The organism is Fictibacillus sp. WQ 8-8, from assembly GCF_024494405.1.
In the GTDB taxonomy this organism is placed as follows: Bacteria; Bacillota; Bacilli; order Bacillales; family Fictibacillaceae; genus Fictibacillus_C; species Fictibacillus_C marinisediminis.
The window spans coordinates 417,097-441,505 of sequence record NZ_JAMXKG010000005.1 but is presented as its reverse complement, the minus strand read 5'-3'; the positions used below and the strand labels follow the sequence as shown (position 1 = coordinate 441,505).

Sequence of the window (24,409 nt, the reverse complement as noted above, 5' to 3'; positions counted from 1 at the left end):
TAAATTTGAATAACTGGATAACAGCGCTTTTTAATATGGGAAGAAGACAACCTCTTTTAAATATGTTTGGCAGACGGAGAAACAATAATGGATTGATGTGGGCGTCTGTTTTAGGTCTTGTAATTAGTGCGGCTGTTTATGGTTTAAGAAGAAATCAAAACAGAAAGATGCAGAATCCTGTTCAAAACTTAATGAATATTTTTCCCATGGGAAAAAGTGTCCAAAAACCGAATATTGCTGGATTAACAGAGTTTGCGAAAGAATTAATTCCTAGTAAAAATCCATTTAACAACAAATAGCCTTTATTCCTAAATGCCCACGATTAGGTGGGTATTTTAAATATACGATTGTAAATCATAATAGAAATAAAATTTAACCATTATTTCGCTGCCATACGTTCAGTATATAAACTTATGCTTACCCTTAAATAAAAAATTCGACATAAAAAATTCAATAACCAAATTGGTTGCGGGTATATTATAAATGTCTTTTATAAAAGATTAAACAAACCGGTGAACATACTTATTTTGATGGATGAACCACGAGCTACATTTACGATGTAGGCATGAAAGGGGTCTTAAAAATTTTATTTGTAAATCAAAATATTTAAATAAATAAAAATGGAATATTACGGAAAGGATGGTGTGAACATGAAAATGAGCAACAAATTAATCTTAGGTTTTACTGTTTCCTCCATTGTTGGAAAAGTTATGGAAGCTTTAAACAATAAAGATAATGTGACCCCAAATACAACAACTACGTTTAATTTGAACATTGATAAACCTACTGTGGATCATTCATCTTATATCCATCATTTCGCTTCCGTAATTGGCAGTGTTAGCATAGGTGAGAAAGTGTTTGTAGGTCCGTTTTCATCCTTAAGGGGAGATGAGGGGTTAAGGATCCATATTGGAAATGAAACCAATGTACAGGATGGGGTAGTGCTGCATGGGTTAAAAAATTATGAATATCAAGGTTGTTGGCCAATCATTCAACTTTTAAAGAAAATCAGCCTTACTCAATCTATATAGGTGATCAGGTTACGTTAGCACCGCAATGCCAAGTACATGGACCTGCCAGGATCGATAATAAAGTGTTTATTGGCATGCAATGTTTAGTCTTTGATTCTTACGTAGAGGAAAACGTGGTATTAGAACCAGCTTCAAAGGTAATAGGAGTGAAAGTTCCTCGAAACCGATACGTTACAGCAGGAAAGGTAGTCACTAGTCAAGACGAAGCAGATCAGTTGCCAAAGATCACATCACAATACCAATATTATGATTTTAATGAGAAAATGATTTCAGTCTATAAAGAACTTGTAGACGGATACAAAAGGGATGATCAATGAAATGTTGGAATGGGTAAAAGAAATTGTTGTATTATACGGAAGAATTATAACACTCGTTCCTTTTTTATTGATTACAGCATTATTTATAGGAAAACGTTCTATTAGTGAAATACCAGTGTTTGACTTTTTAATCATCATTACACTTGCTGTCGTTGCTGGAGTGGATATATCCAACCCGAACATCAGCCATTTAAATACTACGATCGCCATTTCGGCTATTGCCTTTTTGCAAAGAGTCATATCGACTTTAATAATAAAAAATAGACGAATCGGTAAATTGATCACATTTGAGCCAACAATAGTCATACAAAACGGGACCATGCTTGTGGGAAATTTAAAGCGTATCCGCTATTCCTTAGACAACATTCTTCAGATGCTCAGAGAAAAGGATATATTTAATCTAACAGATGTGGAACTTGCAATAGTAGAAGCAAATGGAAATTTAACCGTTTATAAAAAAGCGAACAAATCTTTTGTTACGATAGAGGATTTAGAAATTAAAAAGAAACATGAAGGCATATCCTACCCTGTCATCTTGGAGGGAAAAATTGATTCTACTGTTCTTAACCAGTTAAACTTAAATGAAAAATGGTTAATAGATCAATTACAAAAGAAAGGAATCAAAGAATTGGATAGCATTTTTTTCGCTTCGATTAATGATAATCACGAACTGCATTTCTCATTTGTCAATGATGTTACGAAAGCTACTCACCGAATCGTACATTAAGGATTAAGAAGGTAGATGTTTTTTTTATAAAGGAAATATTTTTGAAAAGCTAATTAAATTAATCTTTAATCATAAACGAGGATCGCATATATAAAGGCGTGTCTTTTTGTATTGGGCCAGATTGTTGAACAATGTCTATTCAACTATCGAAGCATGATAATTCAACAAGACAAATTAAAAAAGTCAATTCTTACACGAACCGGCTTTTTTTAGAAGTTGAAATCTGTTTAAGGGTCCTACCAACGAAAACATAGGCTAAGGCTGAAAGTCCCATCATATAAGGACTTTTCTGTCTAATCACTTAATTCTACTTGAAGTAGATGAACAAAGAATAATGAATGGGTTTCTGAACTCTTTTGCATTTAATAAGTTCAGAAATACGGGGTTTTTGCACTCATGTACAGAATAGAAGAATTTCTCACAAAACTAAACGAAGCAGTTAGAGGTTTGACTAAAGAGCTATTAGAAGTCATTAACGTCAAGAAGGTTCTAAATTGTATCAAGTTGAACACCATTTATCCCAGGTCCAAGTTTTGTTGAGAGTAAACAGGGAAGAGTTTACAAAGAATAAGACCATTACTCATGAAAATGGAGATGGATCATATGTCAAATACAAATCAAATGCCTCGGGAAGAAGGAATAGACCATAGCTTAAGTCTTATGAGAGAAGGATATATGTACATTCTGAACAGACGTCACAGTTTTAATTCCGATATTTTCCAGACCAGATTGCTTGGAAAGAAAGCGATCTGCATGGGAGGAAAGGAAGCTGCGGAAGTTTTTTATGACAATGAGAAATTCAAAAGGAAAGATGCAGCACCAAACCGGGTGGTTCAAACATTGTTTGGCAGGAATGGTGTTCAGGCGTTAGATGGGCAGACCCATAAACATCGCAAGGAAATGTTTATGGCGATCATGTCTTCTGACGAGATTAAAAAACTGACCGACATTACAAAAAAACAGTGGGAGATCGCAGTGGATAAATGGGAACAGATGGATAAGGTTATTCTTTATGAAGAAGCGAAGGAAATTATGTGCAGGACAGCCTGTCAGTGGGCAGGGGTACCGGTACAAGAAGGCAAAGTTAAGATGCTGACAAAAAATTTAGGGGCAATGTTCGAGTCAGCAGCTGCAGTTGGTCCAAAACATTGGCTAGGGAGACATGCACGGAATTACGTAGAAATATGGATTGGAGAACTCATTGATAGGGTTCGTGATGGGAAAGTGAATCCCCCTGAAAATACCGCATTACACAGATTTGCCTGGTATCGGGATCTGGAAGGGAATCTTCTGGATACCGAGACTGCAGCTGTAGAAGTAATCAATATTTTGAGACCGATTGTGGCGATAGCTATATTCATCAATTTCATTGCGCTGGCAGTGTTCCATTATCCGGAAGAAAGGGAGAAACTTAAATCCGGCGATGAAAAGTATGCTCAGATGTTTGTACAGGAGGTTCGCCGTTTTTATCCATTTTTTCCATTTGTAGTGGCACTGGTAAAAAAAGATTTCACCTGGAAAGGCTATAAATTTGAAGAAGGCACGTTAACCTTGCTGGATCTTTATGGTACAAATCATGACCCTGAAATTTGGAAAAATCCTCATATGTTTAGTCCTGATCGGTTTGCCAAATGGGAAGGAAGCCCTTTTAGCTTCATTCCGCAGGGTGGTGGTGATTACTTAATGGGACATCGCTGTGCTGGGGAGTGGGTCACCATTGAAGTCATGAAAGTGAGTCTTGGTTTTCTAGCGAATCGAATGGATTATGAAGTTCCTGACCAGGATTTAAGTTTCAGCATGGTTAGCATGCCAAGTATTCCCCATAGTAAAGTAGTGATCAAAAATGTTAAGCGGAGGATATAATTTCATTTCTATCTCTACTCAATTATTGTGAGTAATTAGCTTATTAAGCTACGGGGGGCGTTTCTACAATAAGTGGAGACGCTTTTTCCAAGGGGGCAGGAACAGTTTTCAGAAAAGCGAGGTGGTGAACCAAAAAAACAATATGAGGCTAAATGGCTTTTAAAAACGAAACGTTTATCAAAAACGATGGTTTTTGGCAATGATAAAACGAGACCTAAATTTGGCCTGTCACTTTTGGAGATAATTTGCGCTTATTTTAAGTGCTATTTTGCACATCCTACTTTGTAGCATTGGAATTATGATCGGGGTAACGTCAGGAAAAATGGATTTACAACGTTAAGGAAATCCCAATATGAAAAGCCAGATTTCTCAATTTAAAATAGAGAAATCTGGCTTTTTCATTACTCCAAAATCGCGCCCGTTTCTTAAACATCTGTTAACTAATATTTATAGATGAACTACATTGATTATAAATCGCTCTTCTTTGAATGGCAGCAAGAATCCGATTCAAAAGAGTCTTCATATTCGTCATGACGACGAAGCCATGTCTTGCCGTTGCCGTCACTGCGTCCAGGTGGCAGTTCCCAGTCCTCCTACCTACCAAGAGCTGTTAAATCGAGGTAGTTGAAGGTGCCAATTAGTAGGTCAGTTCCACGGGCGTAAGTCGTATACGTGTGAAAAAGTTCTTTCACCATCGCGAAGAAAGGTACTAAAGCCAGGCACTTCCATTGATTGTACGGAATCAAGGGGGACGCCTTTCTTAATAAGCTCATCCTTGGTCAAGTAGTTGTATTCGATCGGTGCACGGATTCGTCCAGCGTAGCATGAAAGTCATAGTTAAAGTCCAACCCATGCGCTCCTTGTAGAGTTGGAGCTTGGGAAGTGGAGCACGGGATATCAGAACCAGTGACGTATTTCGTGCAAGGCATGTATAATAGGAAGAAACACGTCAAAATGGAGCATCTGGTAGTTAGGTAGATGCTCCTTTTTTCAAAAATTATAAAAACAAGATTATCATTTGGTATTCAATAAATTGATCCATTATAATCTGATCAAAGTTATAAAAAATTACTAGCCACCACCAATTTACGATTAGACAAAGGCAATATCAATAATTCATTATTGATAATGGATGGAACGATATCATCACTGACTGTCACTAACTCCATTTGATTTACTGTTTCATCCTGAGGTTTTTTTAGTCTTTCCATCTAAAATTGAGCGTAATTCTTTAATATCCTCTTCAGATAAGGACTCCTCTTGGATGAACTGAACCAGCATCGACTTCAGCGTCCCACCGTAAATTCTCTTTATAAAAGACTGTGTCTCAGCGCGCTGATATTCATCCTGCGAGTAAAGCGGAAAAAAAGTATAGACCTTCTGATTTTTATTTACACCGACCACCTTTTTTTGGACTAGACGATCCAGAAGAGAGCGTACTGTTTTCAGCTTCCAATCTGTTCGCCCCTCCAATGAGAAATAGACTTCGTTGGCCGTTTGTGGGGGCTTTTCCCAAAGAACGTTCATGACTTCCCATTCTGCTTCAGAAATACTGGGTACTTTTTTAGACACTCTTATCCTCCTCCTTCTTAGAGATGTCAACCTCTATTCGTTGGTTTTTTCCACAGGAAATACTTAATATATGCCTTTATCTCTCAAAATAGATAACGTTATTTCTGCCGCCTTACTTCCGTAGGCATTATCTTCATTTTGTATGTTAGTTGCAAAGAAATAAGTGTCTTCCGTGGTCTCTATATACCCAATAAACCAACCGTTTATATTTTTGCCATTTACATTACCTGTACCAGTTTTCCCTGACAACCATGCACCATTTTTTTCATCTAATTTGAGCGTATCTTTAACGGTTTGGACATTTTTCTCCTTAAATCCAAATTGGTTTGTATAAAAAGCTTTTAGTAATTGTACCTGCTCTACCGGAGATATCTTTAATGAAGACTCTAACCAATATTGTTCGATTCCACCAGAAACATCGTAATTACCATAGCCTATTTCTTTTAGATAAGCTTGAATGTTATCCAGTTTATTTTTTTTATCCAATTCCTGAAAGTACCAGGTTACTGAATTTGTCATTGCTGTAGATAAATTCTGATCCATATTCCAAGAATCATAAGGGTACTTTATTCCATTCCATTTAATTGTTGAATTTTCACTGGTTATGACATTTGACTCCAATCCTAACAACGCGCTATAAATCTTGTAAGTAGAATTCGGGGAAACTCTCAATGTACTTTTATTCTCATTATAAATACTATATCGATCAGCTTGCATATCATATAATACAAAGCTCCCCTCATATCCGGAAAAATATTCGCTTAGATCCTCATAAACTGTCCGGTCACTATTAAAATCGTAACGATCATTATCATCGGCTATTGCAGAAACGATTGGAATTTGACTTGCAACAAATACTCCCACAAGCAAAAAGATAGCTATACTCTTCAGTTTCAACAGTTTTGACTCATTTGTAAAGGATGCAATCTTTTCAATACGTTTTTTTATTTGCTCCTTAGAACCGTTTAACTGATTTGTCAAAGGCAATTTCATTGGATGAGATGCTCTTTCCACAAAATGAATAATCGTATTTCCGTATTTTGCATAGCAGTCCTTATCTAAAGAGTTTAAAACAGCAATATCACAGGCTATTTCACGATCCAACCTCATTTCCCTAAAAGCAAACCAAACAAGCGGATTAAACCAGTATAAAATTTGATAAATAATGATCAAGTAATTCGTCGCAATATCTTTATATTTATAATGATTCAATTCATGTAAAAAAATGTGTTTAATATCTTCCATAGAAATCCATTTGCCAAAATGAGCCGGTAACACAACATAGGTTTTAAAAAGACCAAACGTCATCGGAGATTTGACAAGCGGTGATTCACCTACAGTAAACTGTCTTGATATATTTAATTGCTGCTTACACTGATCAAATAAGATGAGAACGTCTTTATTTTTTAGTTCAGTTGTAGTACTTTTTATGCTCGTTACCTTTAACCAAGCATGAATTGTCATAACAGCCAATACTAACATCCCTGCAATCCATATGCCGGAGAAAATTATATTCAGGAATTCCAGATTGGGATGATTTACAGATACCGTTAAGTCATGCATCCAATTTCCGTTACTAACCACATCATCTCCAGTATGGGGAGTTGAAGGGCTTATTCCATTGCTTTGATTAACATTCAATGAGATAAAATGATTTCCGAAATTAATTAATTGATTCGGTATATAAGGAAGTGTCAATGCAATCATCAATAAAAACCATAGATTATATTGCCATTTCGCTGATAATTGCTTTTGGAACACTGTCTTAATCAGCATAATAACTGCAATGGTAAAAGAAGACACCATAAAACTAATTACAAAATGAGTTAAGAACATGTGCTCGTCTCCATTCCTCAGCATTTTTACTTAGTTCTGACAAAATTCGTTGATATCTTCTCAAAAAAAATCTATTTGTAGTGCCTAATTTTAGCATTTCATTGGTAGTTTATCAATTTACTAATCCTTGTGAACATTATAGCAAAGGGGTAGCAAGGCTTTTCCTGGCTTAAACAGACAACAACTTTATTAAAGTCTTCCTATCTTTTCTAAATTTAAAAATTGACATCATCGGATTACAAATGTAGTATGATATTACAAGTGTAATCAAAAAAGGGTGTAAAGATAAGTGAATGTTATATCGTGTTGTATCGAGGCCTTCTGTTGCTGCTGTGTTATAAAATTTTTTAGAAAGGGGTTAGATTTTAATGAAATCATGTAACACCATTTTTACTACTTTTAAATTTAAAAAAATTGTACCTGTACTACTTCTCTCATGTTTAATGCTTGTAGGTTGTTCAGAGGATAACACCCATTCTGCTCAATCTAAACAAAAAAATCAAAAAACTTCAATTACAGATGATTTTGCCAAACTGGAGAAAAAATTTGATGCTAGACTTGGCGTCTTTGCACTGGACACTGGTACAAACAAAACAGTAACTTATCGGTCAGATGAGCGTTTTGCATATGCATCTACTCATAAAGCTTTAGCTGTAGGGGCACTCTTACAACAAAAGTCAATAGAAGACCTTAACCAAAGAATTACCTATACCCGTGATGATCTTGTAAATTTTAATCCGATCACAGAGAAGCATGTTGATACAGGAATGACTCTTAAAGAGCTTTGCGATGCTTCTATTCGATACAGTGACAATACTGCGGAGAACCTCATACTTAAGCAACTGGGTGGGCCAAGTGGGCTTAAGAAATCACTCAGGGAGATTGGTGATAATGTTACCAATCCTGAGCGATTTGAGCCAGAGTTAAACGAAGTTAAACAAGGAGAAAAACATGATACTAGCACACCGAGAGCACTTGCTACCAGCCTTCAGGCTTTCGCAATTGGAGACGCACTCCCAACGGAGAAACGTACGATTTTAACAAATTGGCTTAAGAGAAACACAACTGGAGATACATTAATTCGTGCGGGAGTACCAAAAAGTTGGGAAGTTGCAGATAAAACTGGAGCAGGATCATATGGAACGCGAAATGACATTGCTATTATTTGGCCATCGAAAGGAGATCCTATTGTTCTTGCAATACTTTCTAGTCGTGATAAAAAGGACGCTGATTCTAACGACAAGCTTATTGCACAGGCAACAAAGGAAGTAATCGGTACCCTTAAAGTCAACCATCAGTAGGTAAGGTATAGTAATAAATTTTTAGTGAAAATAAAGTTATTTAAACATATAATCCCGTTCTGATTTTAGGATGGGATTAAAATAAACTTGTTTAAAACACCAGTCATGCTGCTTCATAATAGGGCGCTTTTCTGGAGTAAGGTTGCACTCTCTTCGCATCTAGGGGTATTTTTCAAAATGGACCTTTTCTAGGGGTTGGACAAAAACACCCAAATAGTAAGACATAATTGACAGACGACAGACAAAGCCCATTGAGTTCTAACTATTACCATGGGCTAAATTTCTGATTATCACAACTTATTTTTGTATTGAATTCAACTTGTGGAATTACTGAAACTTAATAAACCGAAAGGGGCCGAATCTATTATAACGGATTCGACACACGACACATTTTGGTGAGTTCACAGGGATCCATTTATCGAATATGGACCTGCTCTATTTTCATATGAGCAAGGCAGATTTTTTCGATTTTAAAACAAAGATGTGTTAAAGGATGCGGTTGCATAAATGTCGGCCGAAAACCACAAATATTGCTTAAGATACGAAAACTAAAAATAAAAATGGAATGCCAGGGTGAGCGTTATCACTTCGGTTATTTTTTTTTAATGGATTAAAATAAGGAAAGAGAGAGACAAAGTCAGGAGGGGAACGGATTGAAACATAAACTTTCAATTCTTTGTATAGCCTTACTTTTTATCCTGGTTGCAGGATGTTCGGATGGACCTAAGCCAGATCCTACAATAAAAGAATATATGAAAAACTGGCAATCTATGAAGTTTGATAAAATGTACTCCATGCTTTCCGATAAAAGCAAAAAGGAAATGACAAAAGATGAATTCGTGAAAAAATATTCCGCGATTTATGACGGAATCAATGCACAAAATATTTCCATAACACCGGTTATTCCAATAGAAGAACCGGATCCAGACAAGAATGGGAATGTGACGTATACATACAAAGTAAAAATGGATACGTTGGCGGGTCCTATTCAATACAAACATAAAATAAAAATGGCGGAGCAGGAAAAGGACGACAAGAAAAACTGGTTTGTAAATTGGGATTACTCGCAAATTTTCCCTGGTATGGAAAAGGGGGATAAAGTTAGAGTTCAAACCAATAAGGCAAAACGGGGGGAGATCCTCGACCGGAATGGAAATGGGCTTGCCGTAAATGGCATGGCCGAACAGATCGGCATTGTCCCGCAAGATCTTCCTGGGAATGGCGATGACAGCAAACAGCAGCTCGCAAAAGCACTTGGTATCAACAAAGAGGTCATCGATAACGCGTTAAATTCTTCATGGGTAAAACCAGGGTTTTTCGTTCCTATCAAAACGATTGCGGAAGATGATCCCCGACTTAAAAAAATCTTAAAGATTAAAGGTATTAGTAGCCAGTCGATTGAAACGCGGGTGTATCCATACAAAGAAGCTGCATCACATTTAACAGGTTTTGTGCAGCCAATTAAGGCGGAAGAACTGAAAAAACTCAAATCAGAAGGCTATCAATCTACCGATGTTATCGGGCGAAGAGGTCTCGAGAAATTTTATGAAAAGCAGCTTCGCGGGAAAAATGGAGGACTCATCCGGATTGTAGATGAGGGAGAAAATGAAAAAAGAGCAGTCGCGAAGAAAGAAGCCATTGACGGTAAACCCGTCAAACTAAATATTGATATGTACCTGCAAAGGGATCTTTATAACCAAATGAACAAAGATATTGGTACAGCTTCAGCAATAAATCCTGTAACCGGTGAGGTTTTGGCACTGGTAAATAGCCCAGGATTCGATCCGAATGATTTTGTTTTAGGAATACTCGGTTCACGTTATCAACAATTGGAAAAGAACCCGAAACAGCCGCTGTTAAACCGTTTTGCCTATACATTCGCTCCGGGTTCCACATTTAAACCGATTACCGCCGCAATCGGACTAGAGACGAATAAGCTTAACCCAAATAAGGAAGTAGCGATTTCAGGGAAAAAGTGGCAGAAAGATAAATCATGGGATAAGAAGTTTGTTACGAGGGTTACTGAAGTTCCTTCTGTAAATGTGAATTTGGAAAAAGCACTGATTTATTCTGATAATATTTACTTTGCTCAGGCAGCTCTCGCAATTGGAAAAGAAGAGATGGTAAAAGGAGCTGAGAAATTTGGTTTTAATGAGAATATGCCGTTTGATTTGGATTTCGAGAACTCTTCGTTGACAAAAGAGGATATCGATTCAGAAGGAATGCTTGCCGATACGGGTTATGGACAGGGTCGAGTTGAAATGAACATTCTTCACCTTGGGCTCTCCTATACTCCATTTATCAATAACGGGGACTTAATTGCGCCTAAATTGGTGAAAGAGGTAAATCCGAAGCCAAAGATATGGAAGGAAAATGTTGTTTCACCAGAGACCGCTACGCGGATTCGCAGCTCTCTCGTAAAAGTGGTAGAGGATAAAAGGGGAACGGGATATAATCCCCCTCTAAAAGGAATCATGCTTTCGGGTAAAACCGGAACAGCTGAGTTAAAATCAAAAGTAGGTGAGAAAGGGAAAGAAAACGGCTGGTTTGTAGCTTTCAACCAAAAACAGCCGAGCCTGCTGATTTCTATGATGATTGAGGATGTACAGGATAAAGGGGGCAGCCATTACGTTGTTCCTAAAGTTAAAAAGACCTTTAAAACATATATGAAAGAAAAGCCTCTTCATTAAAGAAGGGGTTTTCCTTCAGAGCATACAAAGCGGCCATTATCAATTTGTGATTTTCTTTAAAAATCACGGTCCGTATTCTGGAGGAACACTTCGTCATCCGCATATGTAAATCATCGGTTTTAAAGAGGATTATCATCAAAACATCAATCCCACCCAATTTTAGGGCATGTTGATAAACAGGATGAGATGATTAAGATTAATATTTCTACAAAACCAAAAATGGGGTTTTATGAGCTGAATATTATGTTTGAAGATGAGAGTAGAGTCAGATTTATAGCAAGAGCAATAAGCTTAACCGCCAAATCAAAAAGAACCGAGAATGCCTTGCGTGGATTAAAAGCGTACCGATAAGCGAGTTGATGCGGAGAAAAGAGGGCACCCATTTTTTATTTGTCAAAAACCTCATAACCACGCGATTTCACGGCCGTTTATTTTTGCAATGAACTGATGAAAGTACATAAAAGTAGGCTACTATGAATGACTCAAATATTTAAAATCGGTTGAAATCAAAAAATAATAAAAAAAGATCCCTCTTTTAGTGAAATCCGACTAAACGAGGGACACAACGGTTGATGGGGATTCGTTGGAAAACCATCTATATTCACCTTATCACACTAATTTAAACAAATTAAGGGTGTTACTACAGGTAGGTTTATCCATATTCATTATTCAGAGTGTTCAGTTCTTCCTCATGTTTTGTACTTCCTGAACAAATCCCAGAGTGCAAGCTCTATAATATCCTGCACGTACTTGCATTTTTTTTTGCTAGATTGAAAAGAAAATATGAATTATAAGATTGTTAACAGCAGATTTGTGAAATATTAATTGTTATGTTTATATAAGGAGGGTCATTGGGCAAATGGGTGCTGTGGAACGAAATGAATATCGGTTTGAACCAGAATATAGTGTAATCAACCAAAATGGCGCGATTTATTACTTACAGCAAGTAACCAAGACGTATTTCATACCTTCTAAAGAGGTGGATGCGATGTGCATAAAAAAATCATTGAAGGAACTTCTACTGATAAAATCAGGTATTCTTACTACTCTTAACTTAAAGATAATTACAGAAGGGAAAGTGTCAATGATCGCGATCTATGCAAGGGTGAGCACGGAGGAGCAGGTAACTCAGAATAAGCCACCACTTATTTTTTTTCCTCTAGACCGTCACTCGGTACACTATCCATGTACAACTGAAGCAAAAGGTCAATGAAAAGCACCACAATCGAGTTATATGACGTTATGTTATAGGACACATCAAGAGGTTCCCCTGAACCATATATCGGGAGAATCAAATCAGCTATTTCCGCCAGAGTACTGTTCCTGCTGCTTGTTATAGCTGCGATTTTAATTCCCTCTCGTTTCGCGATCTGTGCCTTCGATAGGGTATACGATGATTCACCTGATCTTGAGAACACCACCATTAGCTGGCTTTTTGCTAGTTGGTTCATATAGATCCCGCCGGGAGCGCTTACGTTAACCAGCCATGTATCCTTTCCAATGATTTGGAACCGCTGAGTGAAATATGTGGCGACAATCTCGGAAATTCCTGAGCCACACACACCTATGTAGGAAGAATGAGATAACAGTTTAATAAAGTGTTCTAAGTCCTCTTCATTTAGTTGGGTAATCGTGTTTTTATAGTTTTGCTGAAACGAATTCAGCAAAACTGAGGCCATTTTGTTTATCGAAGAATCAGTGTCATTCTGATTGTCCTCAAGATAATCATATTGTTGTTTCAAAAAAAACTTTAGTTCACTGTAGCCGCTTAACCCCATCTTTATACAAAGCCGGGAAATGCTTGATGTGGATACGAAATTATTTTTTGCCGCTTCGCGAATGCTGTAGGTTTGCAATTGATCCATATGTTCTATTAAATCGAGAAGAACCATGTATTCAGTCTCATTAATGGTGTCGCCGATGGTAGCGAGGATTTTATTAAGCAACAAACGTTTCATCGTTTTCCCTCCATGATACCTATTATAAAATAGGGGACAGGGAAATCAAACAGACCTGACGATAGGTCAGGTCTGTTTGGTTAAATATTATGCTAATACTGGCCAGAAATCTTTATTTGCTTCGATCAGATCATCCAAGACAATCTTTGCCACTTCTGCAGAAGGGAATGTTTTATTGAGTGCAAATGCCTGCAGTGCTTTTTGGTATGAACTTTCCAATGCCCCTTCAACAAGCAATTTTTCAGAGGCTAGTTGCTGCTCGATTAAACCTTTGTAAAATAAACCAATGGGTTCTAATCGAATAGGTTCAGGTCCTCTGCTCGTTACATACGCTGGAATTTCGACCATTGCATCGGAAGGCAGGTTGGGAATCGCTCCGTTGTTTTCAACAATTAGGAGGAAGCGCTCGCGACGATCAAAGGCGATTGACATGGCTACATCAACGATAAAAGTACCATGGACACCGACATTGAACCCTTCTTGGAATTCACCCGTCTCTTCCAGATGCTCAATAGAGTCAAACAAGTTCTTTTCACGATGATCCATCACCCGGTTTGCCCTCGTGTACTCTGGATTTGTTTGTTCGACCACGGTTTGCGGAATCAAATAATATTGCAAGTAGGAGCTAGGCAGATACTCAGGGAAAAGCTGAAGCATTTTTGCCACGTTTTTATGCGCTTTAATCCAATCTACATCGGAGTGCTGCAGATCTTTTGACTGTTCCGGAGTTACTAGCCCGTTTACGCTCATATACTCACGCAATTCGTTCATACGGCTTTCACCTTTAACATACACGTCGGTAAACCAGCCAAAATGGTTTAATCCAAAGTAATCAACTTCAATTTCATCTTTTTTTGCGCCTAGAATTTCGGCCATGCGAAGCATCATACCTATTGGCATATCACAAATGTTCAAAATACGTGCATTTGGACGTTCTCTTCGAATGGCTTCGGCTACAATCGCCGCAGGATTTGAATAGTTAATGATCCACGCGTCAGGAGCAAACTGCGCTGCATAATCGCAGAGTTCTATCATTGGACCAATAGTTCTCAACCCGTATGCCATACCGCCCGGCCCACATGTTTCTTGACCAACAATCCCGTGGCTGAACGGAATTTTTTCATCCTTTTCACGCATAACATTACCGCCTACACGAAGCTGCGCAAAGATAAAGTCAACATCTTCAAATGCGGTTTTTGGTTCGGTTGTGGCTGTGATTTTTACGTTTGAATCAAATTCAGCGACTACTTTTTCTGTAATCATTGCCACTTTCCTCTGGCGTTCTTCATTGATATCATATAAACGAATTTCGCTAACCCGGAATTCTTCCTTCTTAAGCATTAGTGCTTTCGCAATTCCTGGTGTATAAGTGGAACCTCCACCCGCTACGGCAATTTTATAAGTTTTCATATTAGCACCTCAATCTCTGTTTGGTTATTGATCTAGCTGAACGTCTAATGCTTCACGGTATTCAGATACCTTCATACCAAAAACAATATGAACTTCTTCTTCTGATGGTTTTGACATACCGAGAGAATCCGGTACCTTTTTGAGAGCTCCTTCATTCAACAGTGATGGGTCATGAACGAAAATTCGAAGGCGGGAAATACAGTTGGTGTAATCTTTAATGTTGTCTTTTCCACCCAGGTGTTCAATTAAGATTTTTGCTACTTCATTCTTATCAGCTTTTGAAATAATAAGCTTGGACGCTGCCACTTCTGCGTGTAAAATCTCTTCCGTATCTTCTTCTGGTTCCCGTCCGGGTGTCATAATGTTGAATTTTTCGATATACCACTTAAACGTAAACATATAGATGAAGAACATCGCGACACCGACTAATGTGACAGGAATCCATGTTGACTTATGACCTTGGAAAACACCATTAAAAATAAGTTCGATGATGTTGTTACCTCCTAGGTAAGAAGCGTTCACTAAATCTAAAATAGCAAACGACAATCCAGTTAGAGCAGCATGAATCACGAATAATCCTGGAGCTAGGAACATGAATAGGAATTCGAAGGGTTCTGTTACTCCAGCAAAGAAAGAAGCACTTGCCGCCGAGATGGCGATAACTTTTGCTCGATTCTTATTCTTCGCCGCAAGATAGATCCCCAGCAAGGCACCAGGTACACCAAATACTTTTATTGGAGTCGCACCCTGGCCGAGCCAAACACGGGTAATATCGGAAAGGTCCCCGCTGAACTTGCCACACCCTAACGCAGCAGTTGTAATGGCCTTGGTACCTGTATAAAATTGTCCACATATTTCCTTTGTTCCCCCAACCGGTGTAAAGTGTGCCAACGAGTACCACACATGGTGAAGCCCGGTTGGAATCAACATTCTTTCAATAAATCCGAATAAGAACGATCCAAATACGCCTGCTCCGGTGACAAGCTTGGCAGCGCTGTAAATTCCTCCTCCGATGACCGGCCAGATGAACGGAATCACAATCCCAACAACCATAAAGATAAAACCGGTGGCGATCGGGGGAAAATGTTTGCCTCGATAAAAGCTAAAAATCATCGGCAGCGATTGAGTCTTAAAGCGTTTGGTTGCCCAAGCTGAGACAGTACCAACAATAACCCCGCCAAGTACTCCAGTATCAATCGTTTGAACACCGAGCACCATCGTCTGCATTGCTTTTCTCATCTCAAGCGTTTGAGAAATGGCAAGCATATTGTTTTCACCGACTACTACATCGGGTTTGAGTGCCAACCCGAATGTAGACATCGCCAAGCTCGAGAAGGTAATCATAAATAAGTAACCCACTACCGCTGAAAAGGCTGCAATTTCCTTGGAACCTTTTTCCGACATTCCGATTGCAATGGATACAGCAAATACAAGCGGCATAAACCGTATGATAACAAGTCCGGATTCACTGAGAGCGTTTGCAATAAATTGAACCCATGTGTTACCTAAGAAGGGAACTGCTTCAATAAAAAACGGGTTTTTCAAAACAGCTCCTAAGGATAGCAGCAGGACAAAGAATGACATAGCCGCTACGGCTAAAAGAAACGATCTTCCCAGCATGGAAAAATAACTTTGTAATTTCTTCCTCAAAATATAACCCCCTTTAAAACCTCCATGTTTAATTGTGTGCGCTTTCAACAACGAAACTATATCACAGAATTTTTTGTTAATGTCTGTTCTTAAAACATGTTTTTTGTATTTTCCTCTAATTGAAACATGTTTTAACCTTCCTGCATTTATAGATACAGCACCCCTTATTCGTCTAGTATAGTAGTAGATCCATTAAGCTTCTTAATAGGAGGAGAAAATATGATAAAACATTACGATATTGTTGTCGTGGGTGGTGGACCGGCTGGAATTAATGCCGCTATTGCTGCTGGCCGAAAACATAAAAAGGTACTATTAGTTGAAAGGCATGGTTTTCTTGGAGGCATGTCCACCATTGCAAGCGTTTACCCATGGATGACATACCACACTGAAAATGGAACCCAAGTAATCAAAGGTATAGCTGATGAAATTGTCCAGCGCTTAAAGAATCGCGGTGCTTCTCCAGGACATCTTCGCGACACGTGTGGGTTTGTTTATAGCGTCACACCTTATGATCCGGAGGTGTACAAAGTTCTAGCTGTTGAAATGCTGGAAGAAGCGGGGGCCGACTTACTCGTTCATAGCTTTGTCGATACCGTTAAAGTTGAAAATAATCGGATTCAATATATACAGATCACCTCAAAATCAGGGCGACAAAAAGTTTACGCTGATATGTTTATCGATACTTCAGGAGATGCAGACATTGCATACTTGTCAGGAGCGCCCACTCTAAAGGGTCGTGATCAAGACCAAAAAACTCAGCCGTTAACGATGAAGTTTAGGATGCGGGGAGTGGATTTGAAAAAAGTCAAAGAGCAAATGATCAACCATCCGGAAAACTTTTTTAAAAAAACACCGTTTGATGACCTTCCAAATCTGCCTTTGACTGCTGTGCAGGGTTTCTATAAAGAATGGAAGGAAGCGGATCTGCCAATTAACCGTGATCAGGTTCTTTTCTTTGCAGGTCCAGCAGAAGATGAAGTGCTTGTGAATATGACAAGGGTTCAGGATCTGGATAGCACAAAAATTGAGGATTTAACAAAGGCCGAATTTGAAGGCCGCAAGCAAGTGTTAATGGTGGCTGATTTTCTCAAAAATTCAATTCCTGGTTTTGAAAACGCTTCGATATCGAGCACTGGTGCCCAAATTGGAATTCGTGAATCTCGCAGAATTGAGGGTAACTATGTATTAACAAAAGAGGATGTGGTAGCCGGACGAAAGTTTGACGAAGTTATTGCAAAAAGCGGCTATCCAATTGATATCCATGCTCCAAGCGGAAATGGAATGGAGATCTCATGGATAGAAGGGGACGGTTCGTTCGACATTCCTTATGGATGCCTTGTTCCTAAGAAGATCCAAAATTTACTTGTAGCTGGACGCTGTATGTCAACTTCTCATGAAGCACTTGCCACAACCCGGTTAACTCCAAGTGCAATGGCTGTTGGGCAGGCGGCTGGAACAGCAGCTGCAATGACCCATACTAACGGAACAACTCCATCAAACATTGATATTAAAGAGCTTCAAAAACAGCTCGTTGAAGATGGGATGGTTTTAGTATAAAACTTTAGATGTTCACTCTCAAATTAACATGGAAAAGTTACCTAATAACAGAAGTTTTTTCGTTGGTGTGTAAAACTTAAGCCTGACATTAAACTTCTATAAAACAATAGAATTAAAGCCCCTGTGGTTAATATCGTGGGGGATAACACCGTTTAATCTTATAAAATGTAAATAAAACGTTATGTATAACAAATACGTGGTTTGTTCGTACGAGGCTTCCGCATTATCCTTCCGTTATGTAGTGAAGTTTTTTTTCGGGTGAGAATGTACTGAAGGGGGGAGAGCTTTGGTTATATTATCTGGAAATTTCTCAAAGTAACTCTCAAGTCGATAATATGGCTCTTACTTATAGGATTAATTGTGGCATTTATTTATCCAAAAGCGTTATTTTTGATGGGGGGCATCGGTTTTCTAGTTCTAAGTACGTTAGAAGTACTTTTTAATTTTTAAGTTTCCCGGGATTTTTCTTTTTTGAAATTGATTAAAAAAATGCTAAAAAAAGTACATCAGTCCATTCCTTTTTAATGGGATTTTGGAATATAGAATAAAAAATTAGAATTCCATTAAGGTAGCCATTTATAAGCTACAACTTTATACCGTCCTTTAAATTATTAAGGATAACAGAGCTTTGAATTTGCTGATGATTTATTCTGCTTGCCTTTCGTGGTTCTATCCTTGTAAGTAATTGGTCTTTGTAAGAAATATTGTAAAGCATACTTCATTCTATGTTTGGAACAATACCATTGTATTTAGGATAAAAGGAGGGGAATCAAAATGGATCAACAGAAATTATTAGCTGCCCACGAGTCTTTGGACTTACATGAGGCCATTAACTTTAAAACGCTTTGTATCGCCAAGTCTAAATTAATGCAAGGATTGGTTTTTGATGATGATCTTAGGAATTTAATGAAAAAAGATGTTGAACAATCGATACAGGATCTTACTGAATTGCAATCCCTCTATGAACGAGCACCTTTTCAAGCTCCTGTTCCTCAAAATCGCCCAACCCCCATCATTAATGGAAAGGAAGGAACCATTCATTGAATAATGATTATTTGGACCCGATAAACTCGCTGCATATGCCTGAACTAGCAGACACCACCTTTGCAATGGACTTTCTCCTTCGTGCCAAAGAAGGCGTTCGCAACATAGCTGTAGCATTAACCGAATCCGCATCACCTGATGTTCGTGCCACATTAAGAAAACAATTGATGCAGGGCATTGCGATGCATCAGGAAATATCTGAGTTGATGATCAAGAAAAAATGGTTCCATCCTTACGAACTAACGGAACAGTATCAATTGGATCAGCTTTCGGCCAACAATACGATTAAGATTGGCAAAATGAACCTGTTTCCCATTGAGACCAATCGAAAGGGCATGTTTGATCGGACACCTGATGAACATTAACACTGGAGGTTATATAGTATGAAGGCGGTAACGTACCAAGGGATAAAAAATGTTGTTGTGAAAGAAGTGCCAGACCCTAAGATTGAAAAACCAGATGACATGATTATCAAAGTGACCAGTACAGCGATATGTGGTTCTGATTTGCATTTAATTCATGGCATGATCCCTAACCTGCAAGAGAACTATGTCATTGGACATGAACCGATGGGAATCGTTGAAGAGGTTGGTCCTGAAGTGACAAAACTAAAAAAGGGAGACCGCGTAATCATTCCATTTAACATCGCATGCGGTGAATGCCGTTACTGTAAAGACCATTTGGAAAGTCAATGCGACAATTCAAATGATAATGGAGATATGGGAGCCTATTTCGGATATTCCGGAACAACTGGCGGTTATCCAGGCGGGCAAGCGGAATATTTGAGAGTCCCTTTTGCCAACTTTACTCATTTTAAAATCCCGGAGACCTGCGAGGAACCTGATGAAAAGTTAAGTGTTATTGCGGATGCGATGACCACTGGGTTTTGGAGTGTTGATAATGCGGGCGTAAAAGACGGGGACACCGTTATCGTTTTGGGATGTGGTCCCGTGGGACTTTTTGCACAAAAGTTTTGCTGGCTAAAAGGGGCGAAGCGGGTGATTGCAGTCGATTATGTGAATTATCGCTTGCAGCATGCGAAACGGACAAACAAAGTTGAAATTGTGAACTTTGAGGATCATAAAAATTGTGGAGAATACCTGAAGGAAATCACCAAGGGCGGTGCGGATGTAGTCATTGATGCTGTTGGTATGGACGGAAAAATGACCGATATGGAGTTTCTTGCCAGCGGATTAAAACTTCAGAGTGGTGCATTTGGTGCATTTATCATGGCGACCCAGGCCGTCCGAAAAGGTGGCAATATCCAGGTGACCGGCGTTTATGGGGGAAAATATAACGGTTTCCCATTTGGAGATATTATGAACCGCAATGTCAATATCCGCTCCGGACAAGCACCTGTTATTCACTATATGCCTTATATGTTTGAACTGGTTTCTACAGGAAAGATTGATCCGGGAGATGTGGTCAGCCATGTCCTTCCGCTCAGTGAAGCCAAGCGTGGCTATGAGATTTTTGACACCAAAACGGATGATTGTATAAAAGTCGTCTTGAAGCCTTGAGGAAGGAGGATTGAAAAATGAACTATGCCCTACACGAAGTTCTTGAGGTTCAAGAAATGGCCGCTTTTAAAACAAATTGTTTAACCAAGTCTAAAACAATGAAAGCACTGGTTAGTGACCCAAGGCTAAAAGAAATTATGCAGCAAGACATTGATCTTTCCACCAGCCAGTTAAACGAATATACCTCTGTTTTATCTAATGCAAAGCAATCGTTAGGAGCTGAGTAAAATTGAATTCATTCATTGAAAACTTAACAGGAATGGATGCCCTTTCCGACCAGATTGTTGCGATGGATTTATTGATTGCGGCAAAAAGTGGAGTTAGAAATTACGCAATGGCTGTTACGGAAGCCGGAACACCTGAAATCAAAGAAATGTTAACTAGGCATTTGGAGGAAGCCATTGAGATGCATGAACAAGTTTCCGGTTATATAGTGGAAAAAGGATGGTATCACGCTTGGGATACGAACGAGCAAATCGATTTGAACTTGACAAATATGAAGACCGCTTTGGATTTGCCAACACTATAGATCATGTAAACGGGCTGTCCAAGAAGTCTGGAAGCCGTTGATTTTCGTTCCAGGCCGCTCGCTTTTATCGGCGCGAGCGCCTGCGGGAGTCTCACCTGTCACGCTAGTCCCGCAGGACAAGGAACGCTGCGGCAGCGGTGCATCGCACGAAGAAAATGTGATTTTCATTTTCGAGGATCTCGCACCTTCCACTACAATCAACTTTTCATTCATTGAAGATTTTTTACGCAAAAAGGGGATGCCTGAAGGTCAATTCAGGACAGCCCCTTATTTATTGTCAGAATGCAGGAGCAGGCAATTCATCTATGTTCATGCGAAGCAAACTATACGGCTTTTCTCGCAGGTCCCTTCCATAATGAAACCTGGACTGCCGGTGTAATTGGTTTACAATGATATATAAGTATTGATCCGGGCCAATCGAAAACGTATCCGGCCATAAAATCCTCGGGTCATGTGCAATGGTTTCCATGTTTCCGTTCGGCATGATCTTTCGTATGCTGTTGTTTTCATAATCCCCTGCATAGACGTTTCCTTTTGCCCCGGTGATCATTCCGTCAGAAGCCCCTTTTTCTCCCCAATACTCTACGCGGGAAAGTAAGTCCTTCTCCGGTATCGTTCTGTCTCTCAGGGCTTCTGTTGAAATGGAGAACAGATGACGGCTTGTTAATGGACAAAAAAATAATGTCTTTCCATCCGCAGAAATCGCGATACCATCAGACGCCAGTCGAAAGGGAGAAATAGAGCCATCTTTATTGCGGTTCATCAGTATTTTACCTTCTACTTTTGGCAAGAAATAGGAATCGGGTGATGTAGGAGGGGTTCCACTTAACCGTCTGAATGCCTTTCCAGTTTCTAAATCCACAACAATGATCGCTCCTGGACCTTTGGAGGATGAATCTGTAATATAGGCATAACCGGCTTTTCCTACGCGAAAATCAAAGCGAACATCATTCAAATATGTGGTTGGCAGGATTACTTCTTCTGTAAAGGTATACACATTTCTGATTGTATTTGTTTTTAAATCAACAGCGACCAGTTTTGCTCCCCCTTTAATTGGTTCAGAAAAATTGGGTGCTGCTGTATCCAATACCCAAAGTGTTCCCCTTCCATCAGCCACTACACTTTGGACACTGATAAATGACATCGCAACGTTTGCCGGGTTGGCCAAATTTGTTTCTAAATTTGGATAAGGCTGCAATTGATCCCCGGCAATTTCCGCCACCGTAAATTTCACGTCATCTCCCCATTTCGGAAAGCAAACGAAAATACGCCCGGTTTCTGACACGGTAACTCCTGTAGGCATAGCCCCATAAAATGAATGAACGAGTTCAAACTTACCGAAATATTTTTCCATAGGCAGCATAAATTTCATCATCTCCCTCATCCGATTTGAACCGATATACCTATATATGACCGGCAGTTTTTCTTGTGCATGGCAAAGCACATGGGCGGAGCACTTGCTTTTTTCTTTGGTTAAAATCTATTCACCTGAACATTTGTATTGATGTTCCGTAAAAAGAAAAGGAAAGCAGCCAATCAAAAAAATAAAAATGAAGAGAAGAACAGGATTACGCCATGAAGCTGTGACGCTTGAATTATTAAATAATGTAACAGCGAAAATGGATGATGCTGAAAATCGTACAGAGGCAAACAAACAACGGTGCTTCTTTTTCGCTTGTTTACATACAAACGTTAATTGACAGGGAGAGACTGAACGAGGCCATTATTCAGCCACGGGATTGAAGCCGAAGTAAACATCGATATTCTGCTCGATATGCTTATCGATCCGATCTATTTTCGTATCCTCATTTATAAACAAACACCGGATGAGCTCTTTATTTCCGAGCTGGTGGACCATGTCATTGCCGGTATTTTGCCAGCGTTCAGTGGAAAGTAAAGGAGATTTTTAGTGGAAAAGAAATATTCAATCATGACTCTTATTTTACTGTGGAGTGGGTTGGTCATTGTTTCGAGCATGTATGTAACCATCCCGCTGACCACAGTATTTACAGGCACTTTTCATAAAACGGCCAATCAGGCGGCCTGGATTGGCAGTGCGTTTTCGTTATGCTACGCGATCGGATGCCTGCTTTATGGACCATTTTCTGATATGTATGGCCGTAAAATTTTTCTTGCCAGCAGCATTAGTGCGTTAGCGATTGTTTCTTTTATCATTGGATTTATTGATCATTTTTCAGGATTAGTGATGCTCCGGGCACTTGAAGGATTGATTGCAGCAGCTTTTGCTCCGATCTCTTTCGTTTATGCGGCAGAGATGTTTCCGCCTGAAAAGCGTCTGACAGCAGTCGGTTTTATATTAATGGTGAGTTTTATTAACTTTTCGTAAAATACTTATTAATAAACGTTTGGTATAATGTAGACATAAATATTAGGGAGTGTGTGTAAATGAAACCAGATATGTTTCAAATCATCCAGGATTTCCTAATAAATAAAATTGATCCAACATTTATCATTGTGTTTGGATCCCATGCGAAAGATTCCGTACATAAAGAAAGCGATATTGATATTGCTTTCTATTCTTCACAAATATCATTTAATACCTATGATCTTTTTCTTTTCGCTCAAGAACTAGCGGCCTTAATCAAAGTAGATGTTGATTTAGTGGACATTAGTGCAGCATCAACCGTTTTCAAAGCTCAGATCTACTCAACTGGTCGGTTAATTTATTGTGTCGACGACAACTTATATAAGAACTTACAAATGACCGCTTTAAGCATGTATGCCAAGTTAAATGAAGAACGGAAAAGTATTTTAAACAAAATTGATGAAAGAGGGTCCATTTATGAAAAACGACGTGATTCTAAATAAAATAAATGTGATTGAACGTTGTATAAATAGGATCAACCAAGTATATGACAACAATCCCGAGAATCTTAAGGATTACACAAAACAAGATTCCATGATATTAAATGTTCAACGTGCATGCGAAGCTTCCATAGACCTGGCGATGCATATCATTGCGGATAAACGCCTTGGACTCCCACAATCAAGTAGAGACGCTTTTGATTTGCTACAGGAGAATGCCATCATAAATGAAATTCTGGCCAAAAGGCTAAAAGCAATGGTTGGTTTTAGAAATATCGCTGTCCATGACTATCAATCCATTAATATTGAGATCTTAAAACAAATTATTGAAAAACACCTTGGTGATTTTAAAGAGTTTACAAAACAAATACTTCAATCCTAATGATATTGGAGGTTTTTATATGGACTATAAAATTCGTGTGTTCCACGTAAATACGAATATGGAAGCCTTTACTATTGAAACCATTTTTAAGGGCGAGAAAGCTGCTGAAACAGCAATCCTAGATCTAGAAGCGCTCTACCCTTCCCAATTCGAATATGTAAAAGTACCCGTACAATCAATTAGTGCTAAATAATTT

General features: G+C 38.8%; 28 protein-coding genes. 20 read left to right on the top strand and 8 right to left on the bottom strand.

All coding sequences use genetic code 11. From position 1 onward, the window contains the following. The 5 genes from M1K46_RS14150 to M1K46_RS14130 all read left to right on the top strand — a co-directional run. Window positions 1-299: hypothetical protein (locus M1K46_RS14150; protein ID WP_309144589.1), on the top strand; the 299-nt coding region annotated here is incomplete at its 5' end. Window positions 300-650: 351 nt separating this feature from the next. Beyond that, complete coding sequence (locus tag M1K46_RS14145; RefSeq protein ID WP_256226446.1) at window positions 651-1,031, top strand: hypothetical protein; 381 nt, start codon at window positions 651-653, stop codon at window positions 1,029-1,031. 113 nt (window positions 1,032-1,144) lie between these two features. Then, the gene (locus M1K46_RS14140; RefSeq protein ID WP_256226444.1) at window positions 1,145-1,348 is read left to right on the top strand and encodes a hypothetical protein; all 204 of its coding nucleotides are present in this window, start codon (window positions 1,145-1,147) and stop codon (window positions 1,346-1,348) included. Between the two features lies 1 nt (window position 1,349). Continuing rightward, window positions 1,350-2,075, top strand: coding sequence for a DUF421 domain-containing protein (locus M1K46_RS14135; RefSeq protein WP_425590817.1), 726 nt, complete (start codon window positions 1,350-1,352; stop codon window positions 2,073-2,075). Window positions 2,076-2,678: 603 nt separating this feature from the next. Next, window positions 2,679-3,938, top strand: coding sequence for a cytochrome P450 (locus M1K46_RS14130; protein WP_256226443.1), 1,260 nt, complete (start codon window positions 2,679-2,681; stop codon window positions 3,936-3,938). A gap of 593 nt (window positions 3,939-4,531) precedes the next feature. Here the strand turns inward: M1K46_RS14130 and M1K46_RS14125 are convergent. From M1K46_RS14125 to M1K46_RS14110, 4 genes are all read right to left on the bottom strand, one after another. Further along, on the bottom strand, window positions 4,532-4,633 hold the full coding sequence (locus M1K46_RS14125) for a DUF899 family protein (protein WP_256226465.1): 102 nt from the start codon (window positions 4,631-4,633) through the stop codon (window positions 4,532-4,534). Window positions 4,634-4,707: 74 nt separating this feature from the next. Beyond that, window positions 4,708-4,836, bottom strand: a complete 129-nt coding sequence (locus tag M1K46_RS14120; RefSeq protein ID WP_256226464.1) for a DUF899 family protein — start codon at window positions 4,834-4,836, stop codon at window positions 4,708-4,710. A 284-nt stretch (window positions 4,837-5,120) separates the two neighbouring features. Then, the gene (gene blaI / locus M1K46_RS14115) at window positions 5,121-5,510 is read right to left on the bottom strand and encodes a penicillinase repressor BlaI (RefSeq protein WP_256226440.1); all 390 of its coding nucleotides are present in this window, start codon (window positions 5,508-5,510) and stop codon (window positions 5,121-5,123) included. 63 nt (window positions 5,511-5,573) lie between these two features. Further along, window positions 5,574-7,346, bottom strand: coding sequence for a BlaR1 family beta-lactam sensor/signal transducer (locus M1K46_RS14110; protein WP_256226439.1), 1,773 nt, complete (start codon window positions 7,344-7,346; stop codon window positions 5,574-5,576). Between the two features lie 368 nt (window positions 7,347-7,714). Here M1K46_RS14110 and bla point away from each other — a divergent pair, with 368 nt between their 5' ends. The 5 genes from bla to M1K46_RS25835 all read left to right on the top strand — a co-directional run bounded on the left by bla (window position 7,715) and on the right by M1K46_RS25835 (window position 12,550). Further along, the gene (gene bla / locus M1K46_RS14105) at window positions 7,715-8,647 is read left to right on the top strand and encodes a class A beta-lactamase (RefSeq protein ID WP_256226438.1); all 933 of its coding nucleotides are present in this window, start codon (window positions 7,715-7,717) and stop codon (window positions 8,645-8,647) included. A gap of 653 nt (window positions 8,648-9,300) precedes the next feature. After that, window positions 9,301-11,337 (top strand): penicillin-binding transpeptidase domain-containing protein, encoded by a 2,037-nt coding sequence (locus M1K46_RS14100; RefSeq protein WP_256226437.1) that lies wholly within the window; start codon window positions 9,301-9,303, stop codon window positions 11,335-11,337. Continuing rightward, a complete protein-coding gene (locus tag M1K46_RS25845; protein ID WP_375162205.1) occupies window positions 11,333-11,446 on the top strand; it encodes a DUF4931 domain-containing protein in 114 nt (37 codons plus the stop codon). Before M1K46_RS14100 ends, M1K46_RS25845 begins: the two co-directional genes overlap by 5 nt. A gap of 47 nt (window positions 11,447-11,493) precedes the next feature. Beyond that, entirely contained in the window at window positions 11,494-11,688 is a 195-nt protein-coding gene (locus M1K46_RS25840; RefSeq protein ID WP_375162204.1) for a hypothetical protein, read from the top strand. A 508-nt stretch (window positions 11,689-12,196) separates the two neighbouring features. After that, entirely contained in the window at window positions 12,197-12,550 is a 354-nt protein-coding gene (locus tag M1K46_RS25835; RefSeq protein WP_375162200.1) for a DUF5370 family protein, read from the top strand. Here the strand turns inward: M1K46_RS25835 and M1K46_RS14095 are convergent. From M1K46_RS14095 to M1K46_RS14085, 3 genes are all read right to left on the bottom strand, one after another. Next, on the bottom strand, window positions 12,483-13,295 hold the full coding sequence (locus tag M1K46_RS14095; RefSeq protein WP_256226435.1) for a MurR/RpiR family transcriptional regulator: 813 nt from the start codon (window positions 13,293-13,295) through the stop codon (window positions 12,483-12,485). The genes M1K46_RS25835 and M1K46_RS14095 overlap by 68 nt on opposite strands. An 87-nt stretch (window positions 13,296-13,382) precedes the next feature. Beyond that, a complete protein-coding gene (locus tag M1K46_RS14090; RefSeq protein ID WP_256226434.1) occupies window positions 13,383-14,705 on the bottom strand; it encodes a 6-phospho-alpha-glucosidase in 1,323 nt (440 codons plus the stop codon). 24 nt (window positions 14,706-14,729) lie between these two features. After that, on the bottom strand, window positions 14,730-16,355 hold the full coding sequence (locus tag M1K46_RS14085) for a PTS transporter subunit EIIC (protein ID WP_256226433.1): 1,626 nt from the start codon (window positions 16,353-16,355) through the stop codon (window positions 14,730-14,732). A 219-nt stretch (window positions 16,356-16,574) separates the two neighbouring features. Here M1K46_RS14085 and M1K46_RS14080 point away from each other — a divergent pair, with 219 nt between their 5' ends. The 6 genes from M1K46_RS14080 (at window position 16,575) to M1K46_RS14055 (ending at window position 21,005) form a co-directional block, all read left to right on the top strand. Continuing rightward, on the top strand, window positions 16,575-17,912 hold the full coding sequence (locus tag M1K46_RS14080; protein ID WP_256226432.1) for an FAD-dependent oxidoreductase: 1,338 nt from the start codon (window positions 16,575-16,577) through the stop codon (window positions 17,910-17,912). Window positions 17,913-18,686: 774 nt separating this feature from the next. Then, on the top strand, window positions 18,687-18,956 hold the full coding sequence (locus tag M1K46_RS14075) for a spore gernimation protein GerQ (RefSeq protein ID WP_256226431.1): 270 nt from the start codon (window positions 18,687-18,689) through the stop codon (window positions 18,954-18,956). Continuing rightward, complete coding sequence (locus M1K46_RS14070) at window positions 18,953-19,321, top strand: spore coat protein (protein ID WP_256226430.1); 369 nt, start codon at window positions 18,953-18,955, stop codon at window positions 19,319-19,321. The genes M1K46_RS14075 and M1K46_RS14070 overlap by 4 nt, the downstream gene beginning before the upstream one ends. 18 nt (window positions 19,322-19,339) lie before the next feature. Then, window positions 19,340-20,476, top strand: a complete 1,137-nt coding sequence (locus M1K46_RS14065) for a zinc-dependent alcohol dehydrogenase (protein ID WP_091003554.1) — start codon at window positions 19,340-19,342, stop codon at window positions 20,474-20,476. A 17-nt stretch (window positions 20,477-20,493) separates the two neighbouring features. Then, the gene (locus M1K46_RS14060) at window positions 20,494-20,703 is read left to right on the top strand and encodes a hypothetical protein (protein WP_062233384.1); all 210 of its coding nucleotides are present in this window, start codon (window positions 20,494-20,496) and stop codon (window positions 20,701-20,703) included. Between the two features lie 2 nt (window positions 20,704-20,705). Continuing rightward, complete coding sequence (locus tag M1K46_RS14055) at window positions 20,706-21,005, top strand: spore coat protein (protein WP_256226429.1); 300 nt, start codon at window positions 20,706-20,708, stop codon at window positions 21,003-21,005. Window positions 21,006-21,282: 277 nt separating this feature from the next. On the opposite strand, the gene M1K46_RS14050 is transcribed toward M1K46_RS14055, so the two are convergent. Then, the gene (locus tag M1K46_RS14050; RefSeq protein ID WP_256226428.1) at window positions 21,283-22,377 is read right to left on the bottom strand and encodes a major royal jelly family protein; all 1,095 of its coding nucleotides are present in this window, start codon (window positions 22,375-22,377) and stop codon (window positions 21,283-21,285) included. Between the two features lie 537 nt (window positions 22,378-22,914). Here M1K46_RS14050 and M1K46_RS14045 point away from each other — a divergent pair. Genes M1K46_RS14045 through M1K46_RS14030 form a run of 4 tightly spaced genes read left to right on the top strand, consistent with a single transcriptional unit; the run spans window position 22,915 to window position 24,406 of the window. Then, on the top strand, window positions 22,915-23,352 hold the full coding sequence (locus M1K46_RS14045; RefSeq protein WP_256226426.1) for an MFS transporter: 438 nt from the start codon (window positions 22,915-22,917) through the stop codon (window positions 23,350-23,352). A 59-nt stretch (window positions 23,353-23,411) separates the two neighbouring features. Then, window positions 23,412-23,834: a type VII toxin-antitoxin system MntA family adenylyltransferase antitoxin gene (gene mntA / locus M1K46_RS14040; RefSeq protein WP_091003564.1), complete on the top strand. Its 423-nt coding sequence runs from the start codon at window positions 23,412-23,414 to the stop codon at window positions 23,832-23,834. Beyond that, window positions 23,809-24,213 carry a type VII toxin-antitoxin system HepT family RNase toxin gene (hepT, locus tag M1K46_RS14035; protein WP_256226425.1) on the top strand — a complete coding sequence of 135 codons (405 nt, stop codon included), beginning with the start codon at window positions 23,809-23,811 and terminating at the stop codon, window positions 24,211-24,213. Before mntA ends, hepT begins: the two co-directional genes overlap by 26 nt. Window positions 24,214-24,232: 19 nt before the next feature. After that, window positions 24,233-24,406 carry a hypothetical protein gene (locus tag M1K46_RS14030; RefSeq protein WP_156316338.1) on the top strand — a complete coding sequence of 58 codons (174 nt, stop codon included), beginning with the start codon at window positions 24,233-24,235 and terminating at the stop codon, window positions 24,404-24,406. The last annotated feature ends 3 nt before the right edge of the window (window positions 24,407-24,409 follow it).